Origin of the sequence: Spirosoma radiotolerans (assembly GCF_000974425.1) — a bacterium.
Lineage (GTDB): Bacteria > Bacteroidota > Bacteroidia > Cytophagales > Spirosomataceae > Spirosoma > Spirosoma radiotolerans.
The window spans coordinates 2042123-2058711 of record NZ_CP010429.1 but is presented as its reverse complement, the minus strand read 5'-3'; the positions used below and the strand labels follow the sequence as shown (position 1 = coordinate 2058711).

At 50.0% G+C, this 16589-nt stretch carries 18 protein-coding genes; 8 read left to right on the top strand and 10 right to left on the bottom strand.

Translation table 11 applies throughout. The features are described from left to right. Nucleotides 1-16 precede the first annotated feature (16 nt). Nucleotides 17-859, bottom strand: a complete 843-nt coding sequence (locus tag SD10_RS08225; protein ID WP_046573365.1) for a helix-turn-helix domain-containing protein — start codon at nt 857-859, stop codon at nt 17-19. A gap of 85 nt (nt 860-944) precedes the next feature. On the opposite strand from SD10_RS08225, the gene SD10_RS08220 reads away from it, so the two are divergent. Then, entirely contained in the window at nt 945-1877 is a 933-nt protein-coding gene (locus tag SD10_RS08220; RefSeq protein WP_046573364.1) for an NAD-dependent epimerase/dehydratase family protein, read from the top strand. Nucleotides 1878-2317: 440 nt separating this feature from the next. On the opposite strand, the gene SD10_RS08215 is transcribed toward SD10_RS08220, so the two are convergent. The 6 genes from SD10_RS08215 to SD10_RS08190 all read right to left on the bottom strand — a co-directional run bounded on the left by SD10_RS08215 (nt 2318) and on the right by SD10_RS08190 (nt 8756). Beyond that, a complete protein-coding gene (locus tag SD10_RS08215; protein ID WP_046573363.1) occupies nt 2318-3340 on the bottom strand; it encodes an SDR family oxidoreductase in 1023 nt (340 codons plus the stop codon). Nucleotides 3341-3388: 48 nt separating this feature from the next. Further along, nucleotides 3389-5572 (bottom strand): xanthine dehydrogenase family protein molybdopterin-binding subunit, encoded by a 2184-nt coding sequence (locus tag SD10_RS08210; RefSeq protein ID WP_046573362.1) that lies wholly within the window; start codon nt 5570-5572, stop codon nt 3389-3391. 11 nt (nt 5573-5583) lie between these two features. Then, a complete protein-coding gene (locus SD10_RS08205) occupies nt 5584-6102 on the bottom strand; it encodes a (2Fe-2S)-binding protein (protein WP_046573361.1) in 519 nt (172 codons plus the stop codon). A gap of 24 nt (nt 6103-6126) precedes the next feature. Then, on the bottom strand, nt 6127-7041 hold the full coding sequence (locus tag SD10_RS08200; RefSeq protein ID WP_046573360.1) for a helix-turn-helix domain-containing protein: 915 nt from the start codon (nt 7039-7041) through the stop codon (nt 6127-6129). 21 nt (nt 7042-7062) lie between these two features. Continuing rightward, nucleotides 7063-7932: an SDR family NAD(P)-dependent oxidoreductase gene (locus tag SD10_RS08195; RefSeq protein WP_046573359.1), complete on the bottom strand. Its 870-nt coding sequence runs from the start codon at nt 7930-7932 to the stop codon at nt 7063-7065. A 227-nt stretch (nt 7933-8159) separates the two neighbouring features. Further along, nucleotides 8160-8756, bottom strand: coding sequence for an NADPH-dependent F420 reductase (locus SD10_RS08190; protein ID WP_046573358.1), 597 nt, complete (start codon nt 8754-8756; stop codon nt 8160-8162). Nucleotides 8757-8979: 223 nt separating this feature from the next. Between SD10_RS08190 and SD10_RS08185 the strand changes: the two genes are divergently transcribed. From SD10_RS08185 to SD10_RS29625, 7 genes are all read left to right on the top strand, one after another. Continuing rightward, nucleotides 8980-9573 (top strand): Crp/Fnr family transcriptional regulator, encoded by a 594-nt coding sequence (locus SD10_RS08185; protein WP_046573357.1) that lies wholly within the window; start codon nt 8980-8982, stop codon nt 9571-9573. A gap of 161 nt (nt 9574-9734) precedes the next feature. Then, complete coding sequence (locus tag SD10_RS08180; RefSeq protein WP_046573356.1) at nt 9735-10100, top strand: nuclear transport factor 2 family protein; 366 nt, start codon at nt 9735-9737, stop codon at nt 10098-10100. 283 nt (nt 10101-10383) lie between these two features. Next, nucleotides 10384-10812 (top strand): nuclear transport factor 2 family protein, encoded by a 429-nt coding sequence (locus tag SD10_RS08175; RefSeq protein WP_046573355.1) that lies wholly within the window; start codon nt 10384-10386, stop codon nt 10810-10812. 228 nt (nt 10813-11040) lie between these two features. Next, nucleotides 11041-11256: an aminotransferase class IV gene (locus SD10_RS28655; RefSeq protein ID WP_052731126.1), complete on the top strand. Its 216-nt coding sequence runs from the start codon at nt 11041-11043 to the stop codon at nt 11254-11256. A gap of 266 nt (nt 11257-11522) precedes the next feature. Beyond that, nucleotides 11523-12425, top strand: coding sequence for a magnesium transporter CorA family protein (locus SD10_RS08165; RefSeq protein ID WP_046573354.1), 903 nt, complete (start codon nt 11523-11525; stop codon nt 12423-12425). A 270-nt stretch (nt 12426-12695) separates the two neighbouring features. Continuing rightward, nucleotides 12696-13526 (top strand): sugar phosphate isomerase/epimerase family protein, encoded by an 831-nt coding sequence (locus SD10_RS08160; protein ID WP_046573353.1) that lies wholly within the window; start codon nt 12696-12698, stop codon nt 13524-13526. A gap of 501 nt (nt 13527-14027) precedes the next feature. Next, nucleotides 14028-14198, top strand: a complete 171-nt coding sequence (locus SD10_RS29625) for a hypothetical protein (protein WP_227699174.1) — start codon at nt 14028-14030, stop codon at nt 14196-14198. A 206-nt stretch (nt 14199-14404) separates the two neighbouring features. On the opposite strand, the gene SD10_RS08150 is transcribed toward SD10_RS29625, so the two are convergent. The 3 genes from SD10_RS08150 to SD10_RS08140 form a co-directional block, all read right to left on the bottom strand. Then, complete coding sequence (locus SD10_RS08150) at nt 14405-14839, bottom strand: energy transducer TonB (RefSeq protein WP_052731125.1); 435 nt, start codon at nt 14837-14839, stop codon at nt 14405-14407. Between the two features lie 301 nt (nt 14840-15140). Beyond that, complete coding sequence (locus SD10_RS08145; RefSeq protein WP_046573351.1) at nt 15141-15620, bottom strand: CYTH domain-containing protein; 480 nt, start codon at nt 15618-15620, stop codon at nt 15141-15143. 10 nt (nt 15621-15630) lie between these two features. Further along, nucleotides 15631-16572 (bottom strand): CHAD domain-containing protein, encoded by a 942-nt coding sequence (locus SD10_RS08140; protein ID WP_046573350.1) that lies wholly within the window; start codon nt 16570-16572, stop codon nt 15631-15633. Nucleotides 16573-16589 lie beyond the last annotated feature (17 nt).

The window sequence follows — 16589 nt, the reverse complement described above, 5'->3', positions numbered from 1 at the left end:
CCGTCGCATACAGTATTCAATAGTGCTTACCGGGCTGCGTAATACAGATGGGTTGCTCGGCCAATTGCTTGACAAAGTCGGTCGGACTGAGACCCAGGTAGCGCTGAAAATCCCGAATGAGGTGGGGCTGATCGTGGTAGCCATGCAGGACCACCAGATCGGCCCAATCAGGTAGTGTAGGGTGCTCCTTTACCAGTTGAGCGATCACGTTTTTGAACCGAATAAATCGGGCCATCTCTTTAGCGGAAAAGCCCACAATAGTTTGTAGCCGGAGTTGGACCGACCGGGGTGATAGGTGACGATTTTTGGCAATGGTCTTGACCGGATCAATCGCCAGATTAGCGAATAGCGAAACCTCATTGAGCAACGCAGCCGTGTCCTCAGGGGCCACATGCACCTGGATATAAGTCATTAGTAACTCGGCCCGGTCGGCAATGGATGGTAGTTGAGCCAGATTTTCCCACAAGTCCAGGTACGTTGGTTCGGTTAGTGGAACGGCCACCTGGTTTTCCGTTTCGGTTCGTAGCGTGTGAATTGGTTTGCCCAGCAGCCGGTAAAACCCGTTCAGGGTAAATACGACGACCATAACCTCCGCGTCTGGCAACAATTCGTAAGTTAATACACGGTCTAATGGCCCCAGTACGGCCACCCGCTCCACCAGCGAGGTATCATCGGCGACGGAAACCGATAGGGACGGCCCAAAATTAAACACCAGCATCATCTCGTAATGGGGAAACAACTGAAGTTGCTGCCGGGCAGCTTCACTAGGATGCTTCATGTAATAGATATGCCTGAATACCTCCGTCAGCCGTTCAGGCGCCACAAAGGTTTGCGCTATTGTCTGAGTGTTTTCCTTCATATACAATCTATGTATTTCGTTTTCGTACAAGCCTGCCCGTAGCCAGCAACCGAACTTTGGCCCATCAATCAAACAAATTTTACAGATGGCCTTACATACACTTATCGGTGCCAATGGCACCATCGCCAATGCCCTGATCCCCGTTCTGCAAGCTAATCAGCAGACCATCCGACTGGTTTCCCGCAAACCCAAAGCTGTTGCCGGGGCCGAAACCGCAGCGGCCAGTGCGCTCAACCGCGACGAACTGATCCAAGCCGTTGCCGGTTCAGACGTCGTGTATCTGCTTATTGGCATCGAATACAACGCCGATGTCTGGCAGCGTGATTGGCCCGTCATTATGCAGAACACCATAGCCGCCTGCCAGGCCACGAACGCTAAACTCATTTTTTTTGACGACGTATATATGTATGGCCGGGTGAATGGGCCAATTACGGAAGAAACGCCCTATCGCCCAAGCAGTCGAAAAGGTAAAGTACGCGCTGAGGTGGCAACGATGCTTCAGCAGGCGATGCAGGCGGGTAGGGTTCAGGCCCTTATTGCGCGCGCGGTGGACTTTTACGGGCCGGGCGTGACCGACAACAGCGCCCCCGGCATCTACGTTTTCAGCAACCTGAAAAAAGGCAACCGAGCGCAGTGGCCTATCAACGCCAACGTACCCCGCTCGTTCAATTACACGCCCGACGCGGCAGAGGCTTTATACTTGCTGGCCACCCGTGGCGAGGCCGTTGGTCAGATTTGGCACTTACCTACTCCTCAACCCGCCCTGACCGGCCGTGAGTTTGTCCAGCTGTCGGCTCGTGCCATGAACACATCCAACAAGCTGTTTGTGTTGCCCAAATGGGTGCTGAAGGTCATTGGTTGGTTCAATCCGTTTATGAAGGAAGCCTACGAGATGAATTATCAGGACGAGTTTGCTTTTCAGTTTGATTCCTCCAAATTCGAACGGGCGTTTAATTATACCCCGACTTCCTATGAAGAGGGTATTAGGGCTACAGCTGCGTGGTTTCAACAACGGTGAGTTATGCCTTAAGTAAGCTGTCCAGCGCGTGTTATGATTGTCGAATTGTCTCAAAATCATGACACACGCTGGACAGCTTGCCGGTTACTGTAATTTTAGCTAAGTATACGTCGTCAAATTAAAGTGGCCAGAACCAACGTGGTTTGCGTGAGCCACTCGAGTTGCCGACGGCTGGCGGTTGCCGTGCGATTATTGAATTGTCACGTTCTCTTTTTTCCGCCATAGCAATAAGGTCTGGTCAATGCGAGAGACGAAATTCGCCTGTAATTCCTCTTTAGAAATGACAAATTGTCGTTGACTGGTAGTGACACAGGTCGGCCAGTCAAATACTCCATTACAGTGCTTGTTCATAGCCACTTCTCTGTCTCAATCGGGAGGGTTTGTTAAGAATTACTTATTTATATGGTATATGCCAAATTAAAGCCCGGGAACCAGACGCTTTATTTTGGCATAAGTCCGACTCGAAACATACTTTCTGCACAGGATAACACCGCTTCTCTACTGTCAATGGGTTGCCAATTGAGCAACTGCCTGGCTTTGGTGCTGTCTCCCTGGCGTACCTTGTCCAGATCAACAATGACTGCCGCTAACGATGGATCAAACCGGCCTAAAAGCCGTAGTAGCCAGTTGGGAACAGTACCGGTAGGAATTTTTCGGTCTGGGTAGTTTTCTTTTAATAGTGCTGCGATTTGTCGAAACGAAAGGTAACCAGCTGTGCCCAGAAATCGTTGGCCAGCGGCCTGGGGGAACTCCATTGCTCGAAGAAGCAAATCGGCTACTGAACGCACATCAGCTAAATCAAACCCCACCCCGGGAATGGCAGGTACACTACCTTTCAGCAAGTTCAAGATGATTTCAGGGGTATGGCCATAATCTTTCTCCAACACGGGTCCTAGCAGCGCGCCAGGTAACACCGTCGTTAGTTCCAACCCACTGGTATCCTGCTCCATAAACGCCCAGGCGGCTTTTTCCGCGATGGTTTTACTCCGGTAATACGCTGTCGTATCCGCCCGGTTCGTTTCATCGGTCCAAACCATTTCATCGAATACACCGCTCTGTTGGCCCTTTGGCTTACCGTAGAATGATGCACCAATAGCCGATGTCAGCACGACCCGTTTTAGCTGATGCTTCGAAGCGGCTTTGAGAATGGCTAGCGTACCTTCTTTCGCGGGCATGATGACATCCGCTTCATGAGCTGGTTCACCATGCGGGAAGGGGGAGGCAATATGCTGCACAAAGTCAGCTCCCTCTACCAGCTCATCCCATACCGCCGGATCGGTCAGATCCGCTTCTGCAAACGTCAGCTGATTGATGTTTTTCGTGTGTTGGCCAATGATGGCCCGTATGTCGTTGGCGCGCCTTATGTCCCGTAGGGTACCTACCACCTGATACCCTTTTTCCAGTAGTTGGATGGTCGTATGCGAACCCAGAAAACCGGATACACCTGTTACTAATACGTTCATGGCAATCGAATGATTGGAACCAACAAAATGGCTGGTCGATTAGACGGTTTAGCCCATGCTGGCTAGGTCAATGGGAAGCTGACGAAGCCGTTTGCCCGTCAAGGCAAATAAGGCATTGCCCAGCGCTGGCGCCAGTGGGGGTAAACCGGGCTCCCCTACGCCTTTCATGGGACCGCCATCCGCCAGGATATGCACCTCGATGCGAGGCATCTCGTTCATCCGCAGGACGGGACTATCATGAAAATTGCTTTGCACTACCTTCCCGCCCACGAAGGTAATCCCGGGTTTGGTAGCCGCCGTCAGGGCCATGACAATCGCGCCTTCCACCTGATTTTTTACGTTGTCGGGATGAACAACTGTACCCAGATCAATGACAGCCACCACCTTGTCAACCTTTATCTGGCCATCCGGCTGACGGGATACCTCGACGACTTGCCCGCACAGACCCGCAAAAAATGCCCACTGAGCCACACCCCGGGCTCTTCCGGCTGGAAGCGGCTTGCTCCAGTCCGAAACGTCTTGAAGTTTGAGCAGCATCCGTTTGGTATCCGAGGCTTTGGTCAGCATGGCCAGGCGAAATGCCAGCGGGTCTTTCCCAGCCTGATGCGCCAGCTCATCGATAAAACACTCGTGAGCAAAAGCAGTGGTCGAGGAGGTCACCGATCGCCACGAACCCAGTGGAATATGCGTATCCGCCCGCACGTAGGTATTCTTCATGGCCCCTATCTCATAGGCCTGATCACTGACGCCCTCACTCATGCGGCCGTCCAGTTTTGTGGGATCAAAGGCACTACTCAGCGATTCGGCAATGGAAGGAGCAATAATCGTGTGCTGAAAAGCCAGGACCTTCCCCTCGGTTGATAGCCCCGCTTTCATCGCTGAAAACGTCATGGGCCGATAAGGTCCCTGCTGGGTCGTGTCTTCCCTGGTCCAGACGGATTTGACGGCTTTCCCCGTCAGCTTGGCTAGCTCAATGGCTTCCACGATAAAATCCAGGTATAACCGGCGGCCAAAGCCCCCGCCACAAAACTGGGTATGCAGGGTGATGTTTTCGGCCGGGATACCCAGGGTTTTGGGCAAATCGACCATAAACGAAGGACCACTGCCGGTCAGTGCACCCGGTACCTGGGTTGACACCCAGATTTCGACCTGCTCACCTGACCAGCGGGCCACGCAGTTCATGGGCTCCATGGGTGAATGGGCAACCATGGGCGTTTCATAAAACGCTTCCAGCTGCCGGGGAGCCTGGGCGTAAGTTGTTTCGAAATCGCCCACGGGGTTGATCGCCAGACCGGGTTGAGTTTTCAGGGCGCGCAGGGTGTTCTCAAACTCTGTGCTGGTAAAGGTGTTCAATCCCTGAATATCCCAGTCGATCATTAGCGCTTTGCGAGCCTGTAAGGCGGCCCAATACGATCGGGCAACAACGCCGACGCCCATATAGTCATACCGGCCCAGACTGCGTTTGACGGGAAAAACGCCTTCTACACCCGGCATCTCCAGGGCTTTGCTCGCGTCAACGTTCATCAATTTACCGCCGATTACCGGACAACGTTCAATGGATGCATAAAGCATCCCAGGTAAGTCGATATCGATGCCAAATACGGTCTCTCCCCTCGTTTTGGCTGGCACATCGGGTCTGGGTACGGATTTGCCGATTAGCGTAAATGTACCGGGATCTTTTAGGGGGGGCGTTTGAGGAACAGCCAACCGGGAAGCTTCCCCAGCCAGCTCACCGTAGGTGAGCTGCCGACCCGTTGGCCGATGAACGACCCTTCCGTGCTGCGCGTAACAGGTTTCAATCGAAACGGCCCACCGCTGGCTGGCCGCTGTCAGCAGCATCTGGCTGGCCGCAGCGCCAACGGTTCGCAGAACGGTATACAAGGATTTTACCGACATGCTGCCCGCCGAAAATTGACTATCGCCAAAGATTTTCTCGCCGTTGGCATGGACAATGTTGACCTGATCCAATGGCACCTCCAGTTCCTCACAAATTAATGCGGGTAAGGACTGAAACGTGCCCTGCCCCAGTTCAGGTTTGGGATTAAACAGGGTAATCATGCCCGCGGAGTCGATCTGAAGATAGGGGCTAAAGTTTACGGGTGAGAAGGGTACTGCATTCGTCTGGGCGATAAGTACCGACGGCCCTTCTGTTGATAGACCAAGCCATAAGGCGGCTCCCGATACCGTCGTACGACGAATAAACGCTCGCCGGGAAAGATGTTGGGAAGTCATATGGGCTAAGATTAGTGTAATGAACCTTGCTTTTTGGCGGGAGCTGGTGTAGCGGCCTTCTTCGCCTGGTGCACGGCCGAAGCAGCCGCGTGAATAGCCTGCCGGATGCGCCCGTAGGTGCCACATCGGCAGATATTGCCACCCATAGCCGCGTCAATGTTGGCATCGGTTGGCGCGGGATTTTCTTTCAACAAGGCCACCGCGGACATAATCTGCCCGGATTGACAATAGCCACATTGGGGTACCTGATGTTCCACCCAGGCTTTTTGCACAGGGTGATCGCCCGTTTTGCTCAGGCCTTCAATGGTCGTAATTTTTTGCCCCTCGTGGATCAGGTTGACCGGCATCTGGCAGGAACGGATGGGCTGGTCGTTCAGGTGGACCGTACAGGCGCCACAGAGTCCCAGGCCACAGCCAAACTTGGTGCCTTTCAGGCCCACCACATCCCGAATGACCCATAGTAAGGGCGTCTGCTCGTCGACTGAAACGGAGTAGGCTTTACCGTTGATGGTTAGGGTAAGGTCTGCCATAGCGTAAACAAATGAGGGAATCGGTTAGTTGAGCGAGGCCCGGAAGGCCAGCGGTGTCTGCTGGGTTTTGGCCTTAAACAGCTTATGAAAGCCTTGCGGATTTTCGTACCCGAGTCGAAAGGCGATTTCGCCCACCGACAGGGAGGTCGTGGCCAGGAGTTCTTTGCCCCGCTCGATGATGTGATCGGTGAGGTGCTGCTGGGCACTCTGGCCGGTTAACACCCGGAGCATATCGCTCAGGTAGGAGGCTGACACGGTCAAGTGATCGGCAAGCTGCTGGACCGTGGGTACCCCCCGCAAGGACGCTTGGTCCGTGGTAAAGTACTCGTCCAGCAGCGCATCCAGTCGGCTCAGCAGATCATGATTGACCTTTTTGCGGGTGAGAAACTGCCGATGGTAAAACCGGTTGCAATAGTTGAGTAACACCTCTAACTGGCTGATGAGAATGTCCTGACTGAAGCGATCAATACCCGACCTGTATTCGTGACGAATCGTGCCCAGAATGGTTTCCAGGAGCTGGATCTCTTCGTCGGAGGGGTGCAGGGCCTCGCTGAGCGTATAGGCGAAAAAACCAGTCTGCTTCCACTTGGCAAATAGTGGATAGGGATGGATAAAGTCCGGGTGAATTAACAGGCTCCATCCGCTAAGCGCCATGTCATCGGTCAGCTCGGAAGTAATCACCTGCCGGGGGCCGTGAAAGACCATCGCGCCTTCATCGAAGTCATAGTAGGTCTGGCCGTATTTCATTTTACCGGCATACCCCTTCTTCATACTGATGGTGTAAAAGGCGTAGGTTTTGACCCGCAGTCGTTCATCCGAATACTGCTTGACGTCCTGATGATCGATCACCGAAAACAGGGGGTGCTTGGGCTTAGGTAGCCCAAGCAGCTGATGATATTCCGTAATGGAGCGGATGGCGTACGGCACGGGCTCTTTCATCGAAAAGCAACTGGATTAACCCTAATGTGTTTGGTGGTCAGGTAATACCTGCTCGAGGTTGGTCGACATTGTTGTTTCCTTGTAAGCCTCAAACTCGGCCATATCCTTGTCCCGTTTATCCATAATCATGCGGTAACTGTCCGGGCCCAGAATCAGGTGGACGGGTGGGGCCGGGTAGTCGGCTAACTTAACGAGTTCAGCGACTAACTTATCCGGGTCACCGGGCTGGCTACCCGCCCGTTTGCTCATACCATCTAAGGTTTGGTCACTGCCATATTCGGCAATGGGCGTCTTGACGTAAGTTAATGAGCCATCTTCTAAAAAGCGGGTTCGAAACGAACCGGGCAAGACCACGGTGGCATAGACACCAAACGGTTTTATTTCAGCGGCCAGGGATTCGGTTAATCCGACCATGGCAAATTTGGAAGCGGCATAACTGCCCAGATTGGCCACGGCTACGTAGCCACCGGCCGAAGCAATGTTGATAATATGCCCGCTGCGTTGCTGGCGCAGGTAGGGCATAGCCGCTCGAATGACATTGACGGTACCAAACAGGTTTACATCCAGGGCATAGCGAAACTCCTCATCGGTCATCTCTTCCAGGCTGCCCACGTAGGCAAAGCCGGCATTGTTGACCACCACATCGAGCCGACCAAATGTTTTTACTGTCTGTTGAATGGCGTTTCGGACGCTGTCATCGGCGGTCAGGTCCATCTCCAGGGGCAAAAAGGTGGCGTCATAGCCGTCAATTTGCCGCTTTAGTGCCTGGGCATTCCGGGAGGTGGCGGCTACGGCATGTCCCTTGGCTAGCAGTAACTTGACCAGGGCCAAGCCCATTCCCTTGGAGGCACCCGTGATGAACCAGACGTTTACTTTTTTCTCGCTTTCCATACGTTTGTTAGCTACAGATTTACAGAGCCAAAGATGGCGGGCGTGGGGGATAAAAAAGTATCCGAGTTGGGGTAAATCGTATCCGAGATCGAAAGACAGCCTCCCTTGGCTGTTTAAAAACCAGTAACCTACTGTTCCTTGATCTCAAAAAAGGTGGGTTTTATGTGACACATAAATGTATTAACTCTCTACTATCATCCATATGCCTATAAAATCAGTATTGAACATTACACTTTAATACTATTTAAGGAAGCAAGAGGGCCTTTAGCTTGTTGCAGGTGGCCACCCACCGACAGAGGACCTAAATTGACGGCTGCAAAACCAAACCCCTCAATTAAACTAGCTACTACTGCATTCGCGTCCGGATCATTTCCTGACAGAAAAAGCACGCGTCTGCCCCCATTTTGTTGTGGTGGTTGTGCTAAAACCTTAAAGTAAAGCGTATTGAATGCTTTGACCACTCTGGCCCCGGGAAGATAATCCGAGACCACGTCGGTGGAAGTTCGCCCGTTTAAGTCGGCGACCTGAAAATCAGGACTGATAAAATGATTGGTCGCATCCACAACGATCCGATTGTCCCATGAATCGATGCGATTAGCCAGCTCGGGTACACTCAACCAGGGAAGGGCTAAAAAGACGATATCAGCAGCGGCCGCTTCGGTTACCGAACCTGCTTTTGCCCCCGTGCCCAGGGAACGGACAACCTCCGAAAGCTTTTCGGCGTTGGTATTGCTCAAGGTAACCTCATGGCCAGAGCGAATTAGATACGTAGCGATTGTCTGGGCGATGTTGCCCGCTCCTAGAATGCCAACTGTTTTTTTCATCGTAGTAACATTTTGTTGCGGCAAAGTTGGTGGATGGAGCAGCCAGGAGCCGTTGACATTTGTCAAGTAATTTTTTGACCCATGTCAAGCAAAAGTGCAAGCCTTCACCCGCGGTCGTCTTGAGCTAGCAAAGGCCATTAATGGGTTCTGGGATTGCCCCTCTCCTTTCCGGAACGGGTTTATTTCGTGTATCTTTACTAAGTTTATTAGTAAGTGTCATTCGATGAATACAGAGGCTTTTGACGAATTAGCCAGCTATATAAAAAGCAGAATCGCCATCCGGGAGGAAGAACTGGAGCACATTCGGTTATACAGCGAGATCAAAAAGCTTAAAAAGAAACAATTTCTGTTGCAGGAAGGAGACGTCTGGCAACTGAATGTCTTTGTGGTCAGTGGCTGTTTACGCATTTATTCCGTCGATGATAAAGGCACGGAACATATCCTCAATTTTGCCGTAGAGAACGGGTGGACAGGGGACCGGCAAAGCCTCGTGTCGGGCAAGCCATCTCAATTTAACATCGACGCGGTAGAAGATTCCGTCTTAGTCATCATCAAAGAAGAACATTTTGAGCGACTTCGGGGGAAAATACCCTTGTTTGACCATATGGTCAACGAGATCCTACACCGGGGGTTTATAGCCGCTCAGCAACGTATTCATGCCACTATCAGTTACAGTGCTGAAGAAAAATACCTTCACTTTTTAAAAAATCACCCCAGCCTCAATACCCGCCTACCGCAAAGTATGATTGCGTCTTATCTCGGCATCAGTGCCGAAACTCTAAGTCGAATGCGGAACAAAGTTGCCAAAAAGCGATAAGTACCGGTACTGCGATCAGCAGAATCGCTTTCTACCTACTTTTTACCCCCATGTTGCGGTTCCTTTCTTTTTTGACAAATGTCAAGGGTGCGCTCACCCAATAGCCGCAACTTTGCGGTCAAACACACGGAGTAAGCACAACGTTTACTCGATTAACCGGCATGGAAGAAGACGAAATCAACACGTTAATTGCGGAGCACTTTACCGTATGGAGCGACCGCAACCCGTTAACCCGAAGAGCGGCCATGGAGAAGCTGTACAGCGATGATGTCTTGGTCATTGCTCATTACCGGTTCAATGGCCTGCCAAACATCGATGCTTATATTGACGATCTGCTCGCTAAACGACCCGAATACCGCTTTGCGCAACGAACACCCGTCGAATCGCATCATAACATAGCCCGAGTGAACTGGCAATTCGGTCCACCCGATGATCCGGCACGGGTTACAGGCCAGGACATTTTTACCTTCGAAGCGGGAAAGATTCAGTCCCTGTTGGTTTTTCTGGATACAAAGAAAAACCAGTAAAGCACTAGAGCGGGTAACATTCGTCGCTTGTCCTTGCTTTCGCCAAACGGTTTCTCATTTCTCAACCGGTTCTTGCCCTGCTCCAAAAAGTACCTTGTCATAAAACCGCACGATCAGTAATCGGTACTTAGTTGGCTGCACCGAAATGGGAAATGCCCCCACTGGATAAGTCGATCCAATCGTATTACGTTAAGCTCCGCGCTCTAGAAACGAGTGCGTGCGCACGTGGGTACAACTAAGCCATTACTCCATTTATCAATACAACCATAAACAAAACAAGACCATGAATTCAACAAAAACCGCAAAAGAACTGCTGCTCGGCTACCTTCATTCGATTAACGATGCTGACCAGGCAATTGAGCTCTTCGCGGAGGATGCCACCATTGAGTTGCCTTATTTAGCTACTCTAGGGATGCCCTGGCAATGGCACGGCAAAGACGTCCTCTACCAATTCCTGAAAAATCTGCCCAAAACATTTCCTGGTTTTGAGTTTGAGAATATTCAGATTCATATCGATACGCCCAATCAGGCTTTCGGGGAATACGATGTCAGGTGTCATGTAGCGGCAACCGGTCGACCCTACCATCAAACGTATATGGGCCGGTTAGTGGCTGAAAATGGTAAGATTAAGTTACTGCGTGAGGCACTGGATATGGCGCAGGTGGCCAAAGCCATGTTTCCGAACGGAGTTGCCGACCTGGCCGGGAAATAGTGGGAAATGACTCATCATTTCCCTAATTGAACCGATTGATGCCATAGGACCAGTATTGGAAAGCGTACTTCTGAACCCTGATGCAGTGTTAGGAAAACACTCGAATCCTAAACAGTACATTTACATGGACGCATACGCTTATTTTAATGGTGAGCTCCTACCCCTGGCAGAGACCCGCCTTCATGTCACGGACCTGGCTTTTCGGATGCCGCCTTTGGTTTAACTTTAATGTCCTACGAGTATCATCGGGAGATTCCGGCGGTCAAAACGCTCAGTTACTTGCCACTCATCCAGAGGCTGCCTCACTTAAAGCGTCAGGCCGCGGATGACTATTTATACTATTCCAACGGGCTAATCTCCGAGTCGTCGCGAAGCAACGTCTTTATCGTTAAAAACAAAACGGTTAGTACGGCTCATAGCGGTATCTTACCCGGCATCACCTAAAAACATGTCTTATCGGTATGTCAGGGTATTTTTCCGTCGAAGTGCGAGACATTCCGCTGGCAGAAGTTTTTGAAGCAGACAAAGTGTTTATTACCTCGAGCAACCAACGGATTATGCCGGTTTGCCAAATTGATCAGTACGTGTTACCCCGACCCGGGCAGGGTCGGGAATAAGACAGTTGGTGACCTATTTGAGTTAAATCTGTATTAAATGATCAACTCGCTTAGCCTATTCCATGTTATTAGGGGCAACTGGAAGCTTACCCCATGCAGAAAGAATTAGCGACTCCAATTGATCACCCCTTTACTTGGCTGGATCTGAATGATCCATCTCCGGAGGAGCTTGACCAAGTGGCCCAGAAATATGATCTCTATTATACAGTCATTAAAGACTGCCTGGAGCCCGACCATCTCCCTAAGTTTGAATCGATTGGGCCAGTCAGCTTTATAATCACCCGCATTTATAACCCCGATAAAGAGACAGACGCCGATACGATTCAGGAGCTCAGTAATAAAATCGCCATCTTTTACAGCAACGACTTTATCATTACCGTTCACCGGAGTGCTCAGCCGGTGCTGGACGAAATTAAAAAGCGCTTTGTAACCCCTGGCCATTGTCAGTCAACGGCTGAATTAAGCATCCGCATTGTTCGCTGGGTACTCAATAGTTACATTGATCCAGGTTTGGCTTTAGCGAATGAGTTAGATGGTCACGAATCGGCTTTATTCTTGGGAAAGCCGACCAAGCAGGTTCTCCAACAGCTCTATTATTTGAAGCGCAAAGCTTCATCTGCTAAACGCATCTTAACCCTGACGGAAGACATTCTCCATTGCTTGCAGCGTAGTGAGGGCGCTTCTCCGGTGTTACAAGATACGTTGGATTTACATGTGAAAGCACGCACTATTTACGAACAGCTGGAAGAGGCTGCCACGCACCTGCTGAACATCTATTTGTCTATGGCTTCCCAGCGGACCAATGAGGTGATGCGGGTACTAACAGTCTTTTCGGCCTTCTTTCTGCCCTTGACCTTTATTGTGGGCATCTACGGGATGAACTTCGAGCACATGCCCGAATTAGGCTGGCGTTATGGCTATCCGGCCGTGCTGGTGAGTATGGGTGTTGTCGCCTTGGGTATTTATGGCTGGTTCAAGCGGAAAGGCTGGCTGTAAGGGCAGAAGTTTTAATCGGGTTGGGTATGTTAAGTCTAGTAGCGCCCAGAGGTAGTCGGTGACTAGCTGATTGGGTCTATTTAGTGATGCACCAAGCCATCATCACATAGCTTCGACTTAAATAGGAGCTTATAGGGAGACGATTATTTTTAATAACTGTCAATGCCAGGTAGAATCATCCCTCAACACCTGTTTATGTTTATCTTGCGGGTAGGAATAAGGCCCTGACTGGCTTTACTCCGTCAGCACCCTTTTCCTGTACCTCACCCCATGCTTTCACGTCGAGACTTCCTGGTGGCAATCGGAGCACTAGCCACCGCACTACCTGCTTACTCTGGCCAATCAAAGGACAACTACCCCATTGGCATTCAGCTCTACACCGTTCGGGACTGGATGAACCAGGATCCGGTGGGCACCCTCAAGCAATTGGCTGCCATTGGCTTTACACAACTTGAATCCTATCAGGGTGAAAAAGGAATCTATTTTGGGTTGAAACCCGCCGAGTTTACCAAAATAGCCCGCGACCTGGGAATGACCCTGTTTGCCTCTCATTTCAATCTGGGCAAAACAGCGGAGCGCTCAATTACCGAGGCCGCTGCCGTGGGGCTCCAGTATATGATCGTTCCGTATAACGAGCTAACGAATCTGGAAACGACTAAGCGGGCAGTGGAGGAGTATACCCGGTTAGGAGAGTTATGTCAAAAACACGGGGTTCAGTTCGGCTATCACAATCACGGGTATGATTTCGAGACCTTTGAGGGCGTAGTGCCCTATGAGTTGTTTCTCAAACAGATTGATCCCAAACTGATGATTATGGAGATGGAACTCTACTGGTTTGCCCGGATGAATGTGGATCCGTTGACGTATATCCAGCAGTACCCAGGTCGTTTTCCTATCTGGCACGTGAAGGATATGGATAAGCAGGATCGAACGGCTAATACAGAGGTGGGGCAAGGTAGTATTGACTACAAACGGCTTTTTGCCCACGCCAAACAAGCCGGTTTACGGTATTCCATCGTGGAGCAGGATGGTCACTTCCACCCCACCGTTTGGCCTAGTTTGACAGCCAGTTTGGGGGCGACAAGACTTCTGGGCCGATAAGCTTAAACACCCCTATGGATTTGGCCTTTCTGTTAACGCGAAGCACTGAAAGGATAAACGTATAGTAGAAATAGAGCGATTCAGAAATAAGGGCAGACTGTTTCTTCATATATCCCTTTTGGAACAGATGCATGAACGCTTCTTCATCTCATGCCGGAGGGTATAACGTGTTTCTATAAAAAAGAAGCTTAGGATGTTGGTTAAAGGCGCCAATGGTGGCATTTTGTAAAAGTTCACAAGAAAATTACGTAAGTAGTTCTACCATAACCACCTACAGGAACCATAAGGAATATTCACCTCGTTTTAATTTTGTAATAGCTTGACTAATAATTAACTTTGATTATTAGCTCTCCCAACTGCTTTTTGAATGAACGGTCATGACGGTCAGCTTTTGCGAATTAGCTGCCGTACATGTTCGTATATCTTACAAGTATTACTACTCAAGGGGAGCTGCGTAGCTTCTCCTTTCGTAGCCCGTCTTTAGAATTAGCCTTCATGGTATTGAACGCTATCAAAAAAGAGGGCGATGAGTTGCTATCGATCCAGGTAGTGGATGGCCCGCGCGCAATTCTTCTGCCCCCAGAAGCCTTTGATGGGCAGGATTTTAGTCAGCCTCTGACGGAGCTGGAAGGTCAATGGAAGCAGCTTCTGAGTAGTCAGTCTTCTGATTGATGGGACGAACGAGTGTATCAAAAACGAGAACGGGTTGAGCTACGATTTTACCTGCTTGCTTCTGGTGGGATCAATACTAAAACGCCCCTGTTTAAGAAACATATTCATAAATACGCCATCGTCTCAAGTTGGAGCATTTTGCGAGACGGTTATGTTTAACAACTGTCAACCTTAACCCTTAGCATACGAGCCAGGCAAGCAGAATATCATAATAAAGTGAATGAAAACGGCAAGCTAGTTTGCACGTTTACGGGTTTTCCATTTAGCTGGCCAGGTAGCCAGTTTGGCATAGCTTTCACGATACGAATTGCTTCTTCATCGCAACCCCCGCCTACACTTTGTCTAATCTCTGGATTGGCAATCCGACCCCTATCCGTAACCACGAAGCCAACGATTACTTTGCCTTTAATTTTGGCCCGTTGTGCTTCGGCGGGATAGCGTAGATTCCTCATTAAAAAGTTATTTAGCTCGGCTTGCCCTCCTGGGAAGGTGGGAGCTTGATCTACTGTGGTGTAAACGTGGCCGATAATCGTTGAATTTTCAGGGTCAACCCCTTTTTTACACATGCTGAAAAAAGGAACGAAGAGCAACAGCAGGAAGCGAGCAGAAGAAATAAACTGAGCAAAATGATTAGGATTCATAATACCGATGGAAATAAAGAAACCTACGATGTAATCTCCTGTGAGCTGGTTAAAGTGCGAAACTTGAAGCTAATTAGCTATGAATCAACCATCTCGTTGATCGCTCCCTTCTAAGGCATAAGAACATTCTTCTTGAAAGAAAAACAAGCCATGCGTATATAGTCTCAAGTAGGAACAAAAAAAGAAGTGAGTAGCTTGAACGCAATTCCAAATGAAGTTTATTACAAACAGGGACTTTGTTTGAAAATCGTTTGCCGGGTGTTAAATCAAGACCAGCCTACTCAACTATAGGGGCCAGTGTTTACCGGTGAGATACCTCCCACCGGCAAAACGGATGGCGCAGCAGGTTGGCGTTGTAATACCTGGGCTCATCCGTTACTTCTTTGTCTACCCAATCCGGAAGATTGATCTGCTGCTGCTCATCGCTTAGTTCAACTTCGGCCACGATCAGCCCCAGGTTCTCTCCATGAAATTCATCGACTTCCCAAATCAGCCCTTCATACGGAATCCGGTAGCGCATCTTCTCAATGATGGGCCGCTCGCACAGCTGATCGAGCATAGCCTGCGCATCGGCGTAGGGAATGGGATACTCATATTCCGATCGGCTGGCCCCCACAGTTTTGCCTTTGATGGTTAGATAACCCCGATCATTCACCGTTCGAATTCGAACGGTGCGTTCTGGATGAGGACTCAGGTAACCTTGACGGTACAGTTGACCCTCCCCCAACTTTTTCCACTCGTCGCCTTTAACCAGATATTTCCGTTCGATTTCGACGCTCATTCTGTTTTCGTTAAGCCGTTTGACGTTGATTGATTGTTTCGGATCGAGCTTCCGACTGCCAAATCTTCCAGTGCCGTTGGAACCGTTTCACAAACTCGTTCGCTTTTTCGGCTAACAACCGATTGGCCAACGGATAGATTTGGGTCTGCAATTGGGTTCGCTGGGCCTGTAGCCCCTGCAATATAGCTTCCTTGGTTTGCCGCCTAGGGACTAATAGCTGGTCTGACTCAATTTTTTGGGCCAACACGCCAAAATCATGATCATCTCCCAACAGTTCCCCCAAGCGATCAAACTCGTGTTCATAGGCCTTTACCAGATCAGGCCAGATCGGCTGCAACAATCGGGTATGATACCAAATCGTTTTTACTTCTTTGCGTAATTCATGAAAATGATCAATACTAGGTTTATGCCTAACAACCTTCAACGCTTGACGAGCCCTGCGGTATGTTTTTTTGAGGTTAGGGGCCATGACTCGAAAGCCATTATAACATTTAGAAAAACCTGTCACATGCGGAGAAGCGTTTCGAAACGCGTTGGCCAGATGGCCAATCTGAGTAGGGCCGTTGAAAAAGGCGTTGGCTGCTTGCTTTTGCTCAACAAGCAGCGCTTCATGGAGCGTAGTGAACAGCTTGGGTGACACATTGGTTGGCTTAGCCTCCCTAAGTTTGTCCAGCGTTTTAATCATCACGGTAGCATCCCTGAGTGAGGATAGCTGCTGGCCAAGGGATCGATAAAAGGCATTGGTCCGTTTAAACTCTTTTTCCTTTAGTTCACTGCGGACTAATCGAAAGAGGGCTCTAATCTTTTTAATTCGTTTGCGGACACTGTGAATCCCCTCTCCCGTAATTTCTCCTGGCTTTTCCAACGCCACCAGAGCCCCGGTGACTTCTTCGGCAAGAATTCGATTCATATTCTCCGCAATGGATTCCTGCGGTTTAAAGATGTAACCCATCGGAAAGGCTTGTTTTA

Coding starts and splice junctions, on each gene's coding strand:
- SD10_RS08225 (WP_046573365.1), bottom strand. CDS start 859: ATGAAGGAAAACACTCAGACAATAGCGCAAACCTTTGTGGCGCCTGAA.
- SD10_RS08220 (WP_046573364.1), top strand. CDS start 945: ATGGCCTTACATACACTTATCGGTGCCAATGGCACCATCGCCAATGCC.
- SD10_RS08215 (WP_046573363.1), bottom strand. CDS start 3,340: ATGAACGTATTAGTAACAGGTGTATCCGGTTTTCTGGGTTCGCATACG.
- SD10_RS08210 (WP_046573362.1), bottom strand. CDS start 5,572: ATGACTTCCCAACATCTTTCCCGGCGAGCGTTTATTCGTCGTACGACG.
- SD10_RS08205 (WP_046573361.1), bottom strand. CDS start 6,102: ATGGCAGACCTTACCCTAACCATCAACGGTAAAGCCTACTCCGTTTCA.
- SD10_RS08200 (WP_046573360.1), bottom strand. CDS start 7,041: ATGAAAGAGCCCGTGCCGTACGCCATCCGCTCCATTACGGAATATCAT.
- SD10_RS08195 (WP_046573359.1), bottom strand. CDS start 7,932: ATGGAAAGCGAGAAAAAAGTAAACGTCTGGTTCATCACGGGTGCCTCC.
- SD10_RS08190 (WP_046573358.1), bottom strand. CDS start 8,756: ATGAAAAAAACAGTTGGCATTCTAGGAGCGGGCAACATCGCCCAGACA.
- SD10_RS08185 (WP_046573357.1), top strand. CDS start 8,980: ATGAATACAGAGGCTTTTGACGAATTAGCCAGCTATATAAAAAGCAGA.
- SD10_RS08180 (WP_046573356.1), top strand. CDS start 9,735: ATGGAAGAAGACGAAATCAACACGTTAATTGCGGAGCACTTTACCGTA.
- SD10_RS08175 (WP_046573355.1), top strand. CDS start 10,384: ATGAATTCAACAAAAACCGCAAAAGAACTGCTGCTCGGCTACCTTCAT.
- SD10_RS28655 (WP_052731126.1), top strand. CDS start 11,041: ATGTCCTACGAGTATCATCGGGAGATTCCGGCGGTCAAAACGCTCAGT.
- SD10_RS08165 (WP_046573354.1), top strand. CDS start 11,523: ATGCAGAAAGAATTAGCGACTCCAATTGATCACCCCTTTACTTGGCTG.
- SD10_RS08160 (WP_046573353.1), top strand. CDS start 12,696: ATGCTTTCACGTCGAGACTTCCTGGTGGCAATCGGAGCACTAGCCACC.
- SD10_RS08150 (WP_052731125.1), bottom strand. CDS start 14,839: ATGAATCCTAATCATTTTGCTCAGTTTATTTCTTCTGCTCGCTTCCTG.
- SD10_RS08145 (WP_046573351.1), bottom strand. CDS start 15,620: ATGAGCGTCGAAATCGAACGGAAATATCTGGTTAAAGGCGACGAGTGG.
- SD10_RS08140 (WP_046573350.1), bottom strand. CDS start 16,572: ATGGGTTACATCTTTAAACCGCAGGAATCCATTGCGGAGAATATGAAT.